The sequence below is a fragment of the Citrobacter sp. Cm046 genome, from assembly GCF_030333065.1.
In the GTDB taxonomy this organism is placed as follows: Bacteria; Pseudomonadota; Gammaproteobacteria; order Enterobacterales; family Enterobacteriaceae; genus Citrobacter; species Citrobacter murliniae.
This window is the reverse complement of sequence record NZ_JAOWGP010000037.1, coordinates 137,549-152,582: the sequence shown is the minus strand read 5'-3', so window position 1 is coordinate 152,582 and position 15,034 is coordinate 137,549. Positions and strand designations below refer to the sequence as shown.

At 49.9% G+C, this 15,034-nt stretch carries 17 protein-coding genes and 1 other annotated feature; of the genes, 13 read left to right on the top strand and 4 right to left on the bottom strand.

The window, feature by feature from the left end; translation table 11 throughout:
- Positions 1-5 precede the first annotated feature (5 nt).
- Entirely contained in the window at positions 6-674 is a 669-nt protein-coding gene (gene hxpB, locus OGX98_RS09450) for a hexitol phosphatase HxpB (protein ID WP_045442101.1), read from the bottom strand.
- A gap of 169 nt (positions 675-843) precedes the next feature.
- Here hxpB and OGX98_RS09445 point away from each other — a divergent pair, with 169 nt between their 5' ends.
- A complete protein-coding gene (locus OGX98_RS09445) occupies positions 844-1,380 on the top strand; it encodes a YniB family protein (RefSeq protein ID WP_045442103.1) in 537 nt (178 codons plus the stop codon).
- Between the two features lie 75 nt (positions 1,381-1,455).
- On the opposite strand, the gene OGX98_RS09440 is transcribed toward OGX98_RS09445, so the two are convergent.
- Together OGX98_RS09440 and pfkB are read right to left on the bottom strand one after the other, a co-directional pair.
- Positions 1,456-2,316, bottom strand: a complete 861-nt coding sequence (locus OGX98_RS09440; RefSeq protein ID WP_048221595.1) for a fructosamine kinase family protein — start codon at positions 2,314-2,316, stop codon at positions 1,456-1,458.
- A gap of 270 nt (positions 2,317-2,586) precedes the next feature.
- Positions 2,587-3,516 carry a 6-phosphofructokinase II gene (gene pfkB, locus OGX98_RS09435; RefSeq protein ID WP_286595192.1) on the bottom strand — a complete coding sequence of 310 codons (930 nt, stop codon included), beginning with the start codon at positions 3,514-3,516 and terminating at the stop codon, positions 2,587-2,589.
- 287 nt (positions 3,517-3,803) lie between these two features.
- Here pfkB and OGX98_RS09430 point away from each other — a divergent pair, with 287 nt between their 5' ends.
- Positions 3,804-4,562, top strand: coding sequence for a DUF481 domain-containing protein (locus tag OGX98_RS09430; protein WP_045442110.1), 759 nt, complete (start codon positions 3,804-3,806; stop codon positions 4,560-4,562).
- Between the two features lie 132 nt (positions 4,563-4,694).
- On the opposite strand, the gene yniD is transcribed toward OGX98_RS09430, so the two are convergent.
- Positions 4,695-4,802: a small membrane protein YniD gene (gene yniD, locus OGX98_RS09425; protein ID WP_136345516.1), complete on the bottom strand. Its 108-nt coding sequence runs from the start codon at positions 4,800-4,802 to the stop codon at positions 4,695-4,697.
- Positions 4,803-5,107: 305 nt separating this feature from the next.
- Here yniD and thrS point away from each other — a divergent pair, with 305 nt between their 5' ends.
- The 11 genes from thrS to btuD all read left to right on the top strand — a co-directional run bounded on the left by thrS (position 5,108) and on the right by btuD (position 14,967).
- Positions 5,108-7,036, top strand: a complete 1,929-nt coding sequence (gene thrS, locus OGX98_RS09420) for a threonine--tRNA ligase (protein ID WP_045442112.1) — start codon at positions 5,108-5,110, stop codon at positions 7,034-7,036.
- A 3-nt stretch (positions 7,037-7,039) separates the two neighbouring features.
- Positions 7,040-7,582, top strand: coding sequence for a translation initiation factor IF-3 (gene infC, locus OGX98_RS09415; protein ID WP_071828920.1), 543 nt, complete (start codon positions 7,040-7,042; stop codon positions 7,580-7,582).
- A 96-nt stretch (positions 7,583-7,678) separates the two neighbouring features.
- Positions 7,679-7,876: a 50S ribosomal protein L35 gene (gene rpmI, locus OGX98_RS09410; protein WP_003030583.1), complete on the top strand. Its 198-nt coding sequence runs from the start codon at positions 7,679-7,681 to the stop codon at positions 7,874-7,876.
- Between the two features lie 55 nt (positions 7,877-7,931).
- The gene (gene rplT / locus OGX98_RS09405; protein WP_045442118.1) at positions 7,932-8,288 is read left to right on the top strand and encodes a 50S ribosomal protein L20; all 357 of its coding nucleotides are present in this window, start codon (positions 7,932-7,934) and stop codon (positions 8,286-8,288) included.
- A 120-nt stretch (positions 8,289-8,408) separates the two neighbouring features.
- Positions 8,409-8,533: a sequence feature (Phe leader region), on the top strand.
- A complete protein-coding gene (pheM, locus tag OGX98_RS09400; protein ID WP_001386830.1) occupies positions 8,414-8,458 on the top strand; it encodes a pheST operon leader peptide PheM in 45 nt (14 codons plus the stop codon). It overlaps the preceding feature by 45 nt.
- 165 nt (positions 8,534-8,698) lie before the next feature.
- Positions 8,699-9,682 carry a phenylalanine--tRNA ligase subunit alpha gene (pheS, locus tag OGX98_RS09395; protein WP_045442121.1) on the top strand — a complete coding sequence of 328 codons (984 nt, stop codon included), beginning with the start codon at positions 8,699-8,701 and terminating at the stop codon, positions 9,680-9,682.
- Positions 9,683-9,697: 15 nt separating this feature from the next.
- Complete coding sequence (pheT, locus tag OGX98_RS09390) at positions 9,698-12,085, top strand: phenylalanine--tRNA ligase subunit beta (RefSeq protein ID WP_286595190.1); 2,388 nt, start codon at positions 9,698-9,700, stop codon at positions 12,083-12,085.
- A 4-nt stretch (positions 12,086-12,089) separates the two neighbouring features.
- Entirely contained in the window at positions 12,090-12,389 is a 300-nt protein-coding gene (ihfA, locus tag OGX98_RS09385) for an integration host factor subunit alpha (RefSeq protein WP_003030571.1), read from the top strand.
- Between the two features lie 222 nt (positions 12,390-12,611).
- Positions 12,612-13,592: a vitamin B12 ABC transporter permease BtuC gene (gene btuC / locus OGX98_RS09380; RefSeq protein WP_200011635.1), complete on the top strand. Its 981-nt coding sequence runs from the start codon at positions 12,612-12,614 to the stop codon at positions 13,590-13,592.
- Positions 13,593-13,666: 74 nt separating this feature from the next.
- Positions 13,667-14,218, top strand: coding sequence for a glutathione peroxidase (locus OGX98_RS09375; RefSeq protein WP_286595187.1), 552 nt, complete (start codon positions 13,667-13,669; stop codon positions 14,216-14,218).
- Positions 14,218-14,967 (top strand): vitamin B12 ABC transporter ATP-binding protein BtuD, encoded by a 750-nt coding sequence (gene btuD / locus OGX98_RS09370; RefSeq protein ID WP_225760838.1) that lies wholly within the window; start codon positions 14,218-14,220, stop codon positions 14,965-14,967. Before OGX98_RS09375 ends, btuD begins: the two co-directional genes overlap by 1 nt.
- Positions 14,968-15,034: the final 67 nt, after the last annotated feature.

The window sequence follows — 15,034 nt, the reverse complement described above, 5'->3', positions numbered from 1 at the left end:
GATGATTACTCGTGCAGATGCACGGCGGTAAGTTCGGTCAGTGATGTCAGTTTGACGTCGGCAAGAACAAATCGCGGATCGTCCTGATTCTCATGCGCCGGTACGACAATGGAGCGCATTCGTGCCGCTCTGGAGGCGATCATGCCGTTTACGGAGTCTTCCAGTGCCACACAGGATAATGGATCAACGCCCAGCTTGGCTGCGCAGTCGAGGTAAACCTGGGGATGCGGTTTGCTGTAGGGCAGTTTTTCAGCAGAGGCCAGCGCATCGAAGCTGTCGCGGAGATCAAACATTGCCAGCACTTTTTCCAGCATGTGCAGCGGTGAGGCAGACGCAAGCCCAACCAGCAGCCCCTGGGATTTACACAGCGCGACAGCTTCACGTACGCCGGGTAACAGAGGCCGGGTCTCTTCAACCAGCGAAATAGCCCGGGTGATGATACGATCCGTGACTTCCTGGCGTGAGGGGCCGTTCCATGGTTGCTGGGCAAACCAGAGATCAACAACCATGTCGATACGCAATCCCAGTGTATCCGGAAGCTCATGGCGGCGAGTGATATCTACGCCTAAACTTGCGATGACATCCAGTTCGGCCTGATCCCAGAGTGGCTCTGAATCGACCAGTAATCCATCCATATCGAAAATTGCAGCAAGAATTTGACGCGGGGTTGACATCACAACCTCTCCTTTGAGAATTAAACAGCGGGATTAAGAGCGTAACTGAACTCGCTCTAAGCGTTCATTATGGCTAATCCTTTATTATATCGCCTTTAAAGATCAGGCGAAAACAGTTATCAACGGGTAAACTTAGGCCAAAATGACACGTCTTAATCAAGGGGAACTCATGACGTATCAACAAGCTGGACGCATTGCTGTCTTGAAAAGGCTGGTGGGGTGGATAATCTTTATCCCGGCGCTGATTTCAACGCTAGTTTCAGTACTGAAGTTTATGTATGCGCACAGTGAAAAACAGGAAGGCATTAACGCCGTAATGCTAGATTTTGCTCACGTTATGATTGACATGATGCGGGTGAATACACCATTTCTTAATGTGTTTTGGTATAACTCGCCGACGCCAGATTTTCAAAGCGGCCTGAACCTCGTTTTCTGGCTGATTTTTATTCTTATCTTTATCGGTCTGGCGTTGCAGGATTCTGGTGCCAGGATGAGCCGCCAGGCGCGCTTTCTGCGTGAAGGCGTTGAAGACCAACTGATTCTGGAACAGGCTAAAGGAAGTGAGGGGCTGTCACGTGAGCAAATTGAATCGCGTATTGTCGTACCGCACCATACGATCTTTCTACAAATCTTCCCGCTCTATATTTTGCCGGTGATTGTCATCGTAATCGGCTATTTCTTCTTTTCGTTACTGGGCTTTTTGTAAGTAATGTCTTATCAGGCCTACGGTTCTGGCGTGGGACTGTAGGCCTGATAAGCAGAGTGCCAACAGGCAATTGTTTTAAGCAGCCAGTAACCGTTCCATCGCTTTCTGCGCGACTACAAGATGCTGACCACCGAACAAAATCGCCCGGTTGAGCAGCGTGTACAACTGGTAGATGGGCTGACGATCCAGAAAATCCAGCGGCAAAGGCGAGACAGACTGATAGCCATCATAAATCTGCGGCGGTTGATCGGTATGTAACGGCAGCATCGCCAGATCGCATTCTCTGTCCCCCCAATAACAGGCGGGATCAAAAATGTAAGGGCCGTTGGGGCCGAGAGCACAGTTTCCTGACCAAAGATCGCCATGTAGCAGTGAGGGCTGCGGCTGATGTGAGGAGAGTCGTTGTTGAACATGTTCTACAATTGCGTCAATGTTGCCAAACGCAATGCCTTTTTCAGCGGCCAGTTCCAGTTGCCAGCCAATACGTTGTTCTGCAAAAAAGGTTGACCAGCGACGTTGCCAGGTATTGGGTTGCGGAGTGGTGGAGAGTGCATTATCGAAGTCGAGACCGAACTGCGGTTGATCGCTCCATTCATGCAGATGTGCCAGCTGTTGTCCCAGAATAAAGGCGTTGTGAGCATCAAGTGGGCGCGGAGGAAGGAAATCCATCACCAGAAAACTGTAGTCTCTGTCTGCACCTACCGCCCAGACTTTTGGGACTGAAACAGTATTACTCCGGGAGAGCAGTTCCAGTTGATCGGCTTCCGCCGTAAAGCCGGATAACAGCTCCCTTTCATCGCATTTGACGAAAAAATCGCGCCCCGCATAGCGTAAATGCCATGCGGCGTGGATCTCTCCGCCAGGCAGTTCATTACGCAGCTCGATTTCGCCTTCACCTAATTGCTCGCTTAAAAGACGACTGATTGCCTGCCACATGATGTCTCTCCCCATGTTGTCTGCCAGATCATAAGGTTAGCGCAATAATGCGGAAAAAAAACACGAACTGACGCACACCCTGAACGCGTCATTACTGGAAAGGCACTTAATGTTTGTCGTTCTTCCACACCTCCCTGAGATAGGGCGACTTTCGGCTTCACGTGATTCACTTCTTTGTAATCACGTGATTTTTTATCATAGACGTATAACACGTATGCTGACAGCTTTGTGGGTAAATCCCCCTTATTTTCTATAAGGGGGAGAGGGCTATCATTGAGAAAGATACGAATATATTTTTTGCGTATCGTTTAAAGAGCACAGTCGCGTGCCCTGATTTAGCGTCGCTGCGCTGCCTGCAGCTACGCCAAAACGAACAATATCCTCAAATGTCGCGTTTTCAGCCAGTTTAAGCGTCATGGCGCCGACCATACTGTCGCCCGCGCCAACGGTACTTTGACTTTTCACCGGAGGCGGAACCACCTGAACGCAGGTTTCACGATCAACGCCTAATGCCCCTTGTGGGCCAAGAGAGACCACTACGCGATGGGCTTTACCACTTTGCACTATTTCCTGTGCGGCTTTACGGACATCATCAGGCTGCGTGAGTTCACGATTAACCAGGGCGCTCAGTTCTTTAAGATTGGGTTTGACCAGTTCGATATTGCCAATAGCTAACGCCGCTGCTAGTGCGTCACCGGAGCTATCAATGATGCAACGGATACCCTGCTTTTGTGCCGTGGTGACCAGTCGGGTTAATTTCTCAAGTTTTACACCGGGGGGCAGGCTACCGCTAATGACCAGTAGCGCACCTGATTCAATTTCCAGTACCTGATCCTGAAGCTGGTGAAATTCGTCATCAGTAAGCGCAGCGCCGGGCATAACAAAACGATATTGTTCGCCGCTGGACTCCACATGGACATGAAGATTTTGTCGGGTCCAGTCTTTGGCTTCTATCGTCGATACTGGAACATTTTCATCAGCGAGTAACGACACCAGGTGTTCACCAGTGGCGCCGCCTGTCGGGAAAATCGCTGTTGCGCTACCGCCAAGATGCGCGATGGCGCGAGCGACATTGATGCCGCCACCACCAGGTTCAAATACTGGTGAGGTGCAGCGAAGTTTACCTTCGGGGTAGATTTGTGGGGTGATTGTTGCGCTATCGAGAGAGGGCGCGAGTGTTAACGTATAGATACGTACCATCTTTACCTCCTGTTAGGCTGACCTCAGTCTGGCACTTAACGTCACGAAAGTGAAGCAATTAACAACATGATTTATCGCATCTTTATTTAAAACTATCCCTCTATTTATATATAAATAAAATTATGGTTTAAGAACGCTCTTATTCAAAAAATGAAATAAGAATATATTGCTATGTTATTCGAGTCTTTTTATAATTTGTTACCTTTCCTGGGTCTTTTGTCATTGATCCATATGAAAGTTTCCGAGACCGTAATGGTCTCTTTTTTTGTTGTACGGACTCTTTATAAATGAAGCTTTTGAAGACAGTACCCGCAGCATTCGTGCTGACGGGGTGCGTGTTTGCGTCAATGCATGCCGCCGCCGATGATTCCGTTTTTACTGTCATGGATGACCCTTCCAGCGCGAAAAAACCTTTTGAAGGTAACCTGAACGCGGGATACCTCGCCCAGTCAGGCAACACAAAAAGTTCTTCTTTAACTGCAGATACCACCATGACCTGGTACGGTGAAACCACGGCGTGGTCTCTGTGGGGAAATGCCAGCAATACCTCCTCGAATGATGAGCGATCTTCGGAGAAATATGCCGCGGGCGGTCGTAGCCGTTTCAACATGACCGACTATGATTACTTGTTTGGGCAGGCGAGCTGGTTGACAGACCGTTATAACGGCTATCATGAGCGTGACGTGCTGACCGCAGGTTATGGTCGTCAGTTCCTCAGTGGACCGGTGCACAGCTTCCGTTTTGAATTTGGTCCTGGCGTTCGCTATGACGAGCACACTGACGGTAAGACTGAAACTCAGCCGTTGGGTTATGCGTCTGGCGCCTATGCGTGGCAGATGACGGACAACACCAAGTTTACTCAGGGTGTATCGGTGTTTGGTGCTGATGATACAACGCTCAACTCTGAATCAGCCTTAAATGTTGCTATCAATGAACACTTCGGGTTGAAGGTGGCTTATAACGTTACCTGGAACTCTGAACCGCCGGCAACAGCGCCGGAACATACCGATCGTCGTACAACTGTTTCTCTCGGCTATCGTATGTAGTAATAGGCCAGGTCAATTAAATGACCTGGCTTTTCTTTTTATTATTGAGCGTAATGACTCTTTAAATATACTTTCTACTTTAACTTATAAAAAAATGAAAACGCCTGGTGAATGTCAGTAACGTTTTTCAAATTAGCCCCAAATTATTGCCGCCCAGCGTAACATCAACATTGCCGCACAAATTACGAGCAATACCACAACCATTTTCCAGTGTTTTTTTGCAGAGCGATTTGTTGGCATGGTTCTTTTCCTGCTCAGATCAGACTATTACTACACAGTGTAACAAAGGCTGCAGGTCGTCAGTGAATTGATTTAAATCATAGATGGCGCGTTGATTGCTGCTTTGAACGACTCGTAATGCCGTGTACACTGTCAGACGGTGTTATCAAAAAGCGGGTGTAGGTTACGTTGTTGCCAGTCCGGTGATACGTGACATATTTCGCAGAGTGAAGCGGGAATCAGCCCACACCTTTTTGGTAATTTTAAATATTGAAACTTTGTATGTGATCTTACGTGTGGGTCACCACTGCAAATAAGGATATAACATGCCTGTTATTACTCTTCCTGATGGCAGCCAACGCCATTACGACCACGCTGTAAGCCCCATGGATGTTGCGCTGGACATCGGTCCAGGTCTGGCGAAAGCCACCATCGCAGGCCGTGTAAATGGTGAACTGGTTGATGCTTCCGATCTGATTGAACATGATGCGAAGCTCTCTATCATCACCGCTAAGGATGAAGAAGGTCTGGAGATCATTCGTCACTCCTGTGCGCACCTGTTAGGGCACGCGATCAAACAACTCTGGCCGCACACCAAAATGGCGATCGGACCGGTTGTTGACAACGGTTTTTACTACGATATCGATCTTGACCGTACGTTAACTCAGGAAGACGTCGACGCGCTCGAAAAGCGGATGCACGAGCTCGCTGAGAAGAACTACGATGTCATTAAGAAGAAAGTCAGCTGGTACGAAGCGCGTGAAACGTTCGTGAAGCGTGGCGAGACCTACAAAGTCTCTATTCTTGATGAAAACATCGCCCATGATGACAAGCCAGGCTTGTACCATCATGAAGAATATGTCGATATGTGCCGTGGCCCGCACGTGCCAAATATGCGTTTCTGCCATCACTTTAAACTGATGAAGACCGCTGGGGCGTACTGGCGCGGTGATAGCAACAACAAGATGCTGCAGCGTATTTATGGTACTGCATGGGCAGATAAAAAAGCCCTGAGCGCCTACCTGCAACGTCTGGAAGAAGCGGCCAAACGCGACCACCGTAAAATTGGTAAGCAGCTTGACCTGTATCATATGCAGGAAGAAGCACCGGGTATGGTGTTCTGGCATAACGATGGTTGGACTATTTTCCGTGAACTGGAAGTCTTTGTTCGTTCGAAACTGAAAGAATACCAGTATCAGGAAGTTAAAGGTCCGTTTATGATGGACCGTGTACTGTGGGAAAAAACAGGACACTGGGACAACTACAAAGATGCGATGTTCACTACCTCTTCTGAGAACCGTGAATACTGCATCAAGCCAATGAACTGCCCAGGTCATGTACAGATCTTCAATCAAGGTCTGAAATCCTATCGTGACCTGCCGCTGCGTATGGCTGAGTTTGGTAGCTGCCACCGTAACGAACCATCTGGTGCGCTGCACGGTCTGATGCGTGTACGTGGTTTCACGCAGGATGATGCACACATCTTCTGTACTGAAGAGCAGATCCGTGATGAAGTTAACGCCTGCATCCGTATGGTCTACGATATGTATAGCACTTTTGGCTTCGAGAAAATCGTCGTCAAACTGTCCACTCGCCCCGAAAAACGTATCGGTAGCGATGAAATGTGGGACCGTGCTGAAGCGGACTTAGCCGTTGCGCTGGAAGAAAACAACATCCCGTTTGAATATCAACTGGGTGAGGGCGCATTCTACGGTCCGAAAATTGAATTTACCCTGTATGACTGCCTCGATCGTGCATGGCAGTGCGGTACTGTACAGCTGGACTTCTCCCTGCCGTCCCGTCTGAGCGCCTCTTATGTTGGCGAAAACAACGAGCGTCAGGTGCCGGTTATGATTCACCGCGCAATTCTTGGGTCGATGGAACGTTTTATCGGTATCCTGACTGAAGAGTTCGCTGGCTTCTTCCCGACCTGGCTTGCGCCAGTTCAGGTTGTGGTCATGAACATTACCGATTCGCAGTCTGAATACGTTAACGAATTAACGCAGAAACTACAAAATGCGGGTATTCGTGTAAAAGCAGACTTGAGAAATGAGAAGATAGGCTTTAAAATCCGCGAGCACACTTTACGTCGTGTCCCTTACATGTTGGTCTGTGGCGACAAAGAGGTAGAAGCAGGCAAAGTTGCCGTGCGTACCCGTCGTGGCAAAGACTTGGGCAGCCTGGACGTAAATGAAGTTATCGAGAAGCTGCAACAAGAGATTCGCAGCCGCAGTCTTCAACAACTGGAGGAATAAGGTATTAAAGGCGGAAAACGAGTTCAAACGGCACGTCCGAATCGTATCAATGGCGAGATTCGCGCCCTGGAAGTTCGCTTAACAGGTCTGGAAGGCGAAGCTTTGGGTATTGTGAGTCTGAGAGAAGCTATCGAAAAAGCTGAAGAAGCTGGAGTAGATTTAGTTGAAATCAGCCCTAACGCCGAACCGCCAGTTTGTCGTATTATGGACTACGGCAAGTTCCTTTATGAAAAGAGTAAGTCTTCTAAGGAACAGAAGAAAAAGCAAAAAGTTATCCAGGTTAAGGAAATTAAATTCCGTCCTGGCACCGACGATGGCGATTACCAGGTAAAACTCCGCAGCCTGGTACGCTTTCTGGAAGATGGCGATAAGGCTAAGATCACGCTGCGTTTCCGCGGTCGTGAGATGGCCCACCAACAGATCGGTATGGAAGTGCTGACGCGCGTCCGTGACGATCTGAGTGAACTGGCAGTAGTCGAATCCTTCCCTACGAAGATCGAAGGCCGCCAGATGATCATGGTGCTCGCTCCTAAGAAGAAACAGTAAGGCCTTCAAGTAGCAATGTCTGTGGAGCCTACGGGTTCCACAGCCGTTGTTCGCCTACGTTTCGTTTATTAACAATGCGAAGTGGAAGTTATTAAAATGCCGAAAATTAAGACCGTACGCGGTGCTGCTAAGCGCTTCAAAAAAACCGGTGGTGGTGGATTTAAGCGTAAGCACGCAAACCTGCGTCATATTCTGACCAAAAAATCTACTAAGCGTAAACGTCACCTGCGTCCAAAAGGCCTCGTTTCTAAAGGCGATCTGGGTCTGGTTATCGCGTGCCTGCCGTACGCATAAGCCGTTAACGTTTAATTAATTTTTTTACTAAGAATATAGATACAGGAGAGCACATATGGCTCGCGTAAAACGTGGTGTAGTTGCCCGTGCACGTCACAAGAAAATTTTGAAACAAGCTAAAGGCTACTACGGTGCGCGTTCTCGCGTATACCGCGTTGCCTTCCAGGCTGTTATCAAAGCTGGTCAGTACGCTTATCGTGACCGTCGTCAGAAAAAGCGTCAGTTCCGTCAACTGTGGATTGCGCGTATCAACGCAGCAGCACGTCAGAACGGTATTTCTTACAGCAAATTCATCAACGGCCTGAAAAAAGCCTCTGTTGAAATCGACCGTAAGATCCTGGCTGACATCGCAGTATTCGACAAAGTAGCGTTCTCCGCTCTGGTCGAAAAAGCGAAAGCAGCTCTGGCATAAGCCGGTGAAAAGAGGGAGCCTGGCTCCCTCTCTTTTATTTGTAATCCAATCAATTGGTTGACAATTTACCTATAAGCCTTTTCAATAAAGGTTGTACGGTTTTTACCACACAAGGTAACGCAAGCATGAATGCTGCTATTTTCCGCTTCTTTTTTTACTTTAGCACCTGATTCCAGGAGGCTAGCGCGTGAAAGAAGAAACGGAAAACAGCGCCTAAAAGCCTCCCTGGTGGAGGCTTTTTTTATACACGTCATCCTTCACGCTGCCTTTGCGTTGGCTGCATTCGTTTACCTCAGTCACGTACCTATGTACGCTTCTGAGGATTTGCTCTCTTGCAGCCTTGATGCAAGTTGAATGATTTTGTGTATATACGTGCGACTAATGAATATCGCCACATAACGAGGAAAACCATGTCACATCTCGCAGAGCTGGTTGCCAGTGCAACGGCCGCCATAAACCAGGCTTCAGATGTTGCCGCGTTAGACAATGTCCGCGTCGAATATTTGGGCAAGAAAGGGCACCTGACCCTTCAAATGACTACCCTGCGCGAACTGCCGCCAGAAGAGCGTCCGGCAGCAGGTGCGGTTATCAACGAAGCAAAAGAACAAGTACAGCAGGCGCTAAACGCGCGTAAAGCTGATTTAGAAAATGCAGCGCTGAATGCACGTCTGGCTGAAGAAACCATCGATATCTCCCTTCCAGGGCGTCGTATCGAAAACGGCGGGCTGCACCCGGTAACGCGTACTATTGATCGTATTGAAAGTTTCTTCGGTGAGCTGGGCTTTACCGTGGCGACGGGGCCGGAAATCGAAGACGACTATCATAACTTCGATGCCCTGAATATTCCTGGCCATCACCCGGCGCGCGCTGACCACGACACTTTCTGGTTTGACGCCACGCGTCTGCTGCGTACCCAGACCTCTGGCGTGCAGATCCGTACCATGAAAGAAAAACAGCCACCAATCCGTATTATCGCTCCGGGCCGAGTGTATCGTAACGACTACGATCAGACGCACACGCCAATGTTCCATCAGATGGAAGGGCTGATTGTTGATACCAATATTAACTTCACCAACCTGAAAGGTACGCTGCACGATTTCCTGCGTAACTTCTTTGAAGAGGATCTTCAGGTTCGTTTCCGTCCGTCCTACTTCCCGTTCACGGAGCCTTCTGCGGAAGTCGATGTAATGGGTAAAAACGGCAAATGGCTGGAAGTGCTGGGTTGCGGTATGGTCCACCCGAATGTGCTGCGTAATGTGGGCATTGATCCGGAGATTTACTCTGGCTTTGCATTTGGCATGGGTATGGAACGTCTGACCATGCTGCGTTACGGCGTAACCGATCTGCGTTCTTTCTTTGAAAACGATCTGCGTTTCCTCAAACAGTTTAAATAAAGGCAGGATAAAACAATGAAATTCAGTGAACTGTGGTTACGCGAATGGGTTAACCCGGCGATTGATAGCGATGCGTTGTCAAACCAAATCACTATGGCTGGTCTGGAAGTCGATAGCGTTGACGCCGTCGCTGGTGAATTTAACGGCGTTGTCGTTGGTGAAGTAGTTGAGTGCGGTCAGCACCCTAACGCAGATAAACTGCGCGTCACAAAGGTGAATGTAGGCGGTGAGCGTCTGCTTGATATCGTCTGTGGCGCACCTAACTGCCGCCAGGGGCTGAAAGTCGCGGTGGCTACTATTGGCGCCGTTTTGCCGGGTGATTTCAAAATCAAAGCCGCGAAGCTGCGTGGTGAACCGTCAGAAGGGATGTTGTGCTCTTTCTCTGAGCTGGGTATTTCTGACGATCATAACGGTATTATCGAGCTGCCTGCGGATGCACCGATTGGTACTGATATCCGTGAATACCTGAAGCTTGATGATAACACTATCGAAATTAGCGTAACGCCGAACCGTGCAGACTGCTTAGGCATCATCGGTGTGGCGCGTGATGTCGCTGTACTGAACAAAGCTCCTCTGGTAGAGCCAGAAATCGCGCCGGTTGCTGCAACCATTAACGACACACTGCCAATTACCGTCGAAGCTGTTGAAGCGTGCCCACGCTATCTTGGCCGTGTGGTAAAAGGCATTAACGTTAAAGCGCCAACGCCGTTGTGGATGAAAGAGAAACTGCGCCGTTGCGGGATCCGTTCCATTGATGCCGTGGTTGATGTAACCAACTATGTGCTGCTTGAACTGGGTCAGCCGATGCACGCATTCGACAAAGATCGCATCGAGGGCGGAATTGTGGTGCGTATGGCAAAAGAGGGGGAAACCCTGGTATTGCTGGACGGCTCCGAAGCGAAACTGAATGCGGATACGCTGGTCATCGCTGACCACAATAAAGCGCTGGCAATGGGTGGTATTTTTGGTGGTGAACACTCTGGCGTGAATGACGAAACGCAAAACGTTCTGCTGGAATGTGCGTTTTTCAGCCCGCTGTCAATTACCGGTCGAGCACGTCGTCACGGTCTGCACACCGATGCCTCTCACCGCTATGAGCGTGGTGTCGATCCGGCACTGCAGTACAAAGCGATGGAGCGTGCTACGCGCCTGCTGATTGATATCTGCGGTGGGGAAGCTGGCCCGGTTATCGATGTTACAAACGAAGCCACTCTGCCAGAGCGTGCAACCATTACCCTGCGTCGTAGCAAACTGGATCGTCTGATCGGACACCATATTGCTGATGGGCAGGTGAGCGATATTCTGCGTCGTCTGGGCTGTGAAGTGACAGAGGGTCAGGGTGAGTGGAAAGCGGTAGCGCCGAGCTGGCGTTTCGATATTTCAATCGAAGAAGACCTGGTCGAAGAAATTGCTCGCATATACGGTTATGACAATATCCCGAATATGCCAATTCAGGCGGGTCTGGTCATGGGTACACACCGCGAAGCGGATTTATCCCTGAAACGTGTTAAAACCATGTTGAATGACAAAGGCTACCAGGAAGTTATCACCTATAGCTTTGTTGATCCGAAAATCCAGTCACTGCTGCACCCAGGCGAAGAAGCACTACTGCTGCCAAGCCCAATCTCTATTGATATGTCGGCAATGCGTCTGTCGCTGTGGACGGGGCTGCTGTCAACGGTAGTTTATAACCAGAATCGCCAGCAGAACCGCGTACGTATTTTCGAAACGGGTTTACGTTTTGTTCCCGATACACAGGCTAACCTGGGGATCCGTCAGGATCTGATGCTGGCAGGCGTTATCTGCGGTAACCGCTATGATGAACACTGGAACCTGGCAAAAGAGACTGTTGATTTCTATGATCTAAAAGGTGATCTGGAAGCGGTTCTCGACCTGACCGGCAAGTTGGGTGACATTCAGTTTAAAGCTGAAGCCAATCCAGCGCTGCATCCGGGTCAGTCTGCGGCGATTTATCTGAAAGGTGAACGTATTGGTTTCATTGGGGTTGTTCATCCTGAGCTGGAACGTAAACTGGATCTGAACGGTCGCACTCTGGTGTTTGAACTGGAGTGGAATAAGCTCGCAGACCGCGTGGTGCCTCAAGCGCGTGAAATTTCTCGCTTCCCGGCGAACCGCCGTGACATCGCAGTCGTTGTGGCAGAAAACGTTCCCGCTGCGGATATTTTATCCGAATGTAAGAAAGTTGGCGTAAATCAGGTAGTTGGCGTAAACTTGTTTGACGTGTACCGCGGTAAGGGTGTTGCGGAGGGTTATAAGAGCCTCGCTATCAGCCTGATCCTTCAGGATACCAGCCGTACACTTGAAGAAGAGGAGATTGCCGCTACCGTTGCCAAATGTGTAGAGGCATTAAAAGAGCGATTCCAGGCATCATTGAGGGATTGAACCTATGGCGCTTACAAAAGCTGAAATGTCAGAATATCTGTTTGATAAGCTTGGGCTTAGCAAGCGGGATGCCAAAGAACTGGTCGAGCTGTTTTTCGAAGAGATCCGTCGTGCTCTGGAAAATGGTGAGCAGGTAAAACTCTCTGGTTTTGGTAACTTCGATCTGCGTGATAAGAATCAACGTCCGGGCCGTAACCCGAAAACGGGCGAAGATATTCCCATTACAGCACGGCGCGTGGTGACCTTCAGACCCGGGCAGAAGTTAAAGAGTCGGGTCGAAAACGCAACGCCCAAAGAAGAGTAATTTAACTATACGCTAGATAATTTGTGTTGCATCGCGGTGACAGGTGAGGAAACCCCGGAAGCATAGCGTGCTATGTGACCGGGGGGCTGAACGTAGCTACCAAAGAAGCGGCATAAAGGATGACGCGTATAACTAAAAAGGCCGCTATGCGGCCTTTTTCCTTTCCACTGCCGAATCGGCACCGTAGAATCATCCCCATCTTTTTTCAGCAGAATGGAAAACATGCTGACTTTCGCTCATCAACAACAGCGACGAAATGTGCGCTGGATACTGTCTCTGTCAGTACTGATGTTGCTGGCAACAATTCTAAGCTTGTGCGCAGGAGAACAATGGATCGCTCCCGGCGATTGGTTTAGCGCTCGTGGCGATTTGTTTGTCTGGCAGATTCGACTTCCTCGCACGCTCGCTGTTTTACTGGTAGGTGCTGCGCTGGCGATATCCGGCGCGGTGATGCAGGCGCTATTTGAAAACCCGCTCGCGGAGCCAGGCTTGCTGGGTGTGTCTAACGGTGCAGGGGTTGGGCTAATTGCTGCGGTGTTACTGGGGCAGGGGCAGCTTCCTGGATGGGCATTGGGCTTATGTGCGATTGCGGGGGCGTTGATTATCACGCTCATTCTTCTGCGTTTTGCCCGTCGTCATCTGTCCACCAGTCGTCTGCTGCTTGCGGGCGTGGCGCTGGGTATTATCTGTAGTGCACTGATGACATGGGCTATCTACTTTTCCACCTCTTTTGACCTGCGCCAGCTCATGTACTGGATGATGGGGGGCTTCGGCGGCGTAGACTGGCAACAGACCTGGCTGATGATTGCATTGCTCCCTGTTTTGCTGTGGATTTGCTGTCAGTCGCAGCCAATGAATATGCTGGCGCTGGGCGAGACTTCTGCGCGACAACTGGGACTGCCTTTATGGTTCTGGCGTAACCTGCTGGTGGTCGCGACAGGCTGGATGGTGGGTGTCAGCGTGGCGCTTGCCGGCGCGATTGGTTTTATCGGGCTTGTCATCCCTCATATTCTGCGACTGTGTGGGCTGACCGATCACCGTGTTTTACTGCCTGGCTGCGCGCTGGCAGGGGCGATAGCGTTACTGCTAGCGGATGTTGTTGCTCGTTTGGTGCTGGCTTCAGCCGAGCTGCCTATCGGCGTAGTGACAGCCACCATGGGTGCGCCTGTTTTCATCTGGCTATTGTTAAAGTCCGGGCGCTAGAATGCCCCAGTTCGGTCTATGATTAAAAACTGAAAATTGAACGCTTACTATCCACCTGTTGTTCTGGAGAGGCTATGCAAAATACTATTTTCAATACAGAAGTGACGACCATCGATGGGGAAGTTATCACATTGCAGGCGTATGCCGGAAAAGTGTTATTAATTGTCAATGTTGCTTCGAAATGTGGATTAACGCCGCAGTATGAGCAACTGGAGAATCTCCAGAAAGCCTGGCATGAACAGGGATTCACCGTACTGGGTTTTCCCTGCAATCAGTTTCTTGGGCAGGAGCCTGGCAGCGAAGAAGAAATTAAGACCTGGTGCACGACCACGTGGGGCGTTACTTTCCCAATGTTCAGTAAGATCGACGTCAATGGCAAAGCGCGCCATCCGCTGTATCAGAAGCTGATTGACGCTATACCGACAGCTACTGCACCTGCTGACAGCAGTTTTTTGGCGCGTATGGTGAGTAAAGGCCGCGCTCTGCTCCACCCGGGCGATGTCCTGTGGAATTTTGAGAAGTTTTTAGTCGGGCGAGATGGACAGGTGCTGCACCGTTTTTCACCGGATATGAAGCCTGATGATCCGGTCCTTGTGCAAAGTATTAAGTCGGCGCTGGCAAAATAATGTCTCTATTGATGCAGCTACAGGATGTGGCGGAATCGACCCGGCTCGGCCCACTATCCGGTGAAGTAAGAGCGGGGGAGATCCTGCACTTAGTGGGGCCAAACGGTGCCGGTAAGAGCACGTTATTGGCGCGTATGGCGGGTTTAACCAGTGGAGAGGGAACCATCACCTTTGGTGATATGGCGCTTGATGACTGGCCCGCAGCAAAACTGGCGCGATACCGCGCTTATCTTGCGCAGCAACAAAACCCGCCGTTTGCGATGCCGGTCTGGCATTTTCTGACGCTGCATCAGCCCGACAAATCGCGTACTGACCAGTTACAAGAGATAGCAGATGCGCTTGGACTGGGAGATAAGTTAGGACGCGGTGTTAACCAGCTTTCAGGTGGTGAATGGCAGCGCGTGCGTCTTGCAGCGGTTATCCTGCAAATTTGCCCACAGGCTAATCCGCATGGTCAGCTTTTGCTGTTAGATGAACCGATGAACAGCCTGGATGTCGCGCAACAAAACGCGCTGGACAGGCTATTGGGGCAGCTTTGTCGGCAGGGGATAGCGATTGTAATGAGTAGCCATGACCTTAATCATACATTACGTCATGCGCATAAGGCCTGGTTACTCAAGCGAGGGAAGCTGCTGGCCAGCGGCTCTCGCGATGTGGTGCTGACGCCTTCCAACCTGTCTCGGGCTTATGGCGTAAACTTCCGTCGTTTGGATATTGAAGGCCACAGAATGCTCATATCAACCACTTAAGTTAAATGGGTTCTTGAAAACCACATAATTTCCACGCTAAATTGGCACAAAAATAAAAATCAGAGGA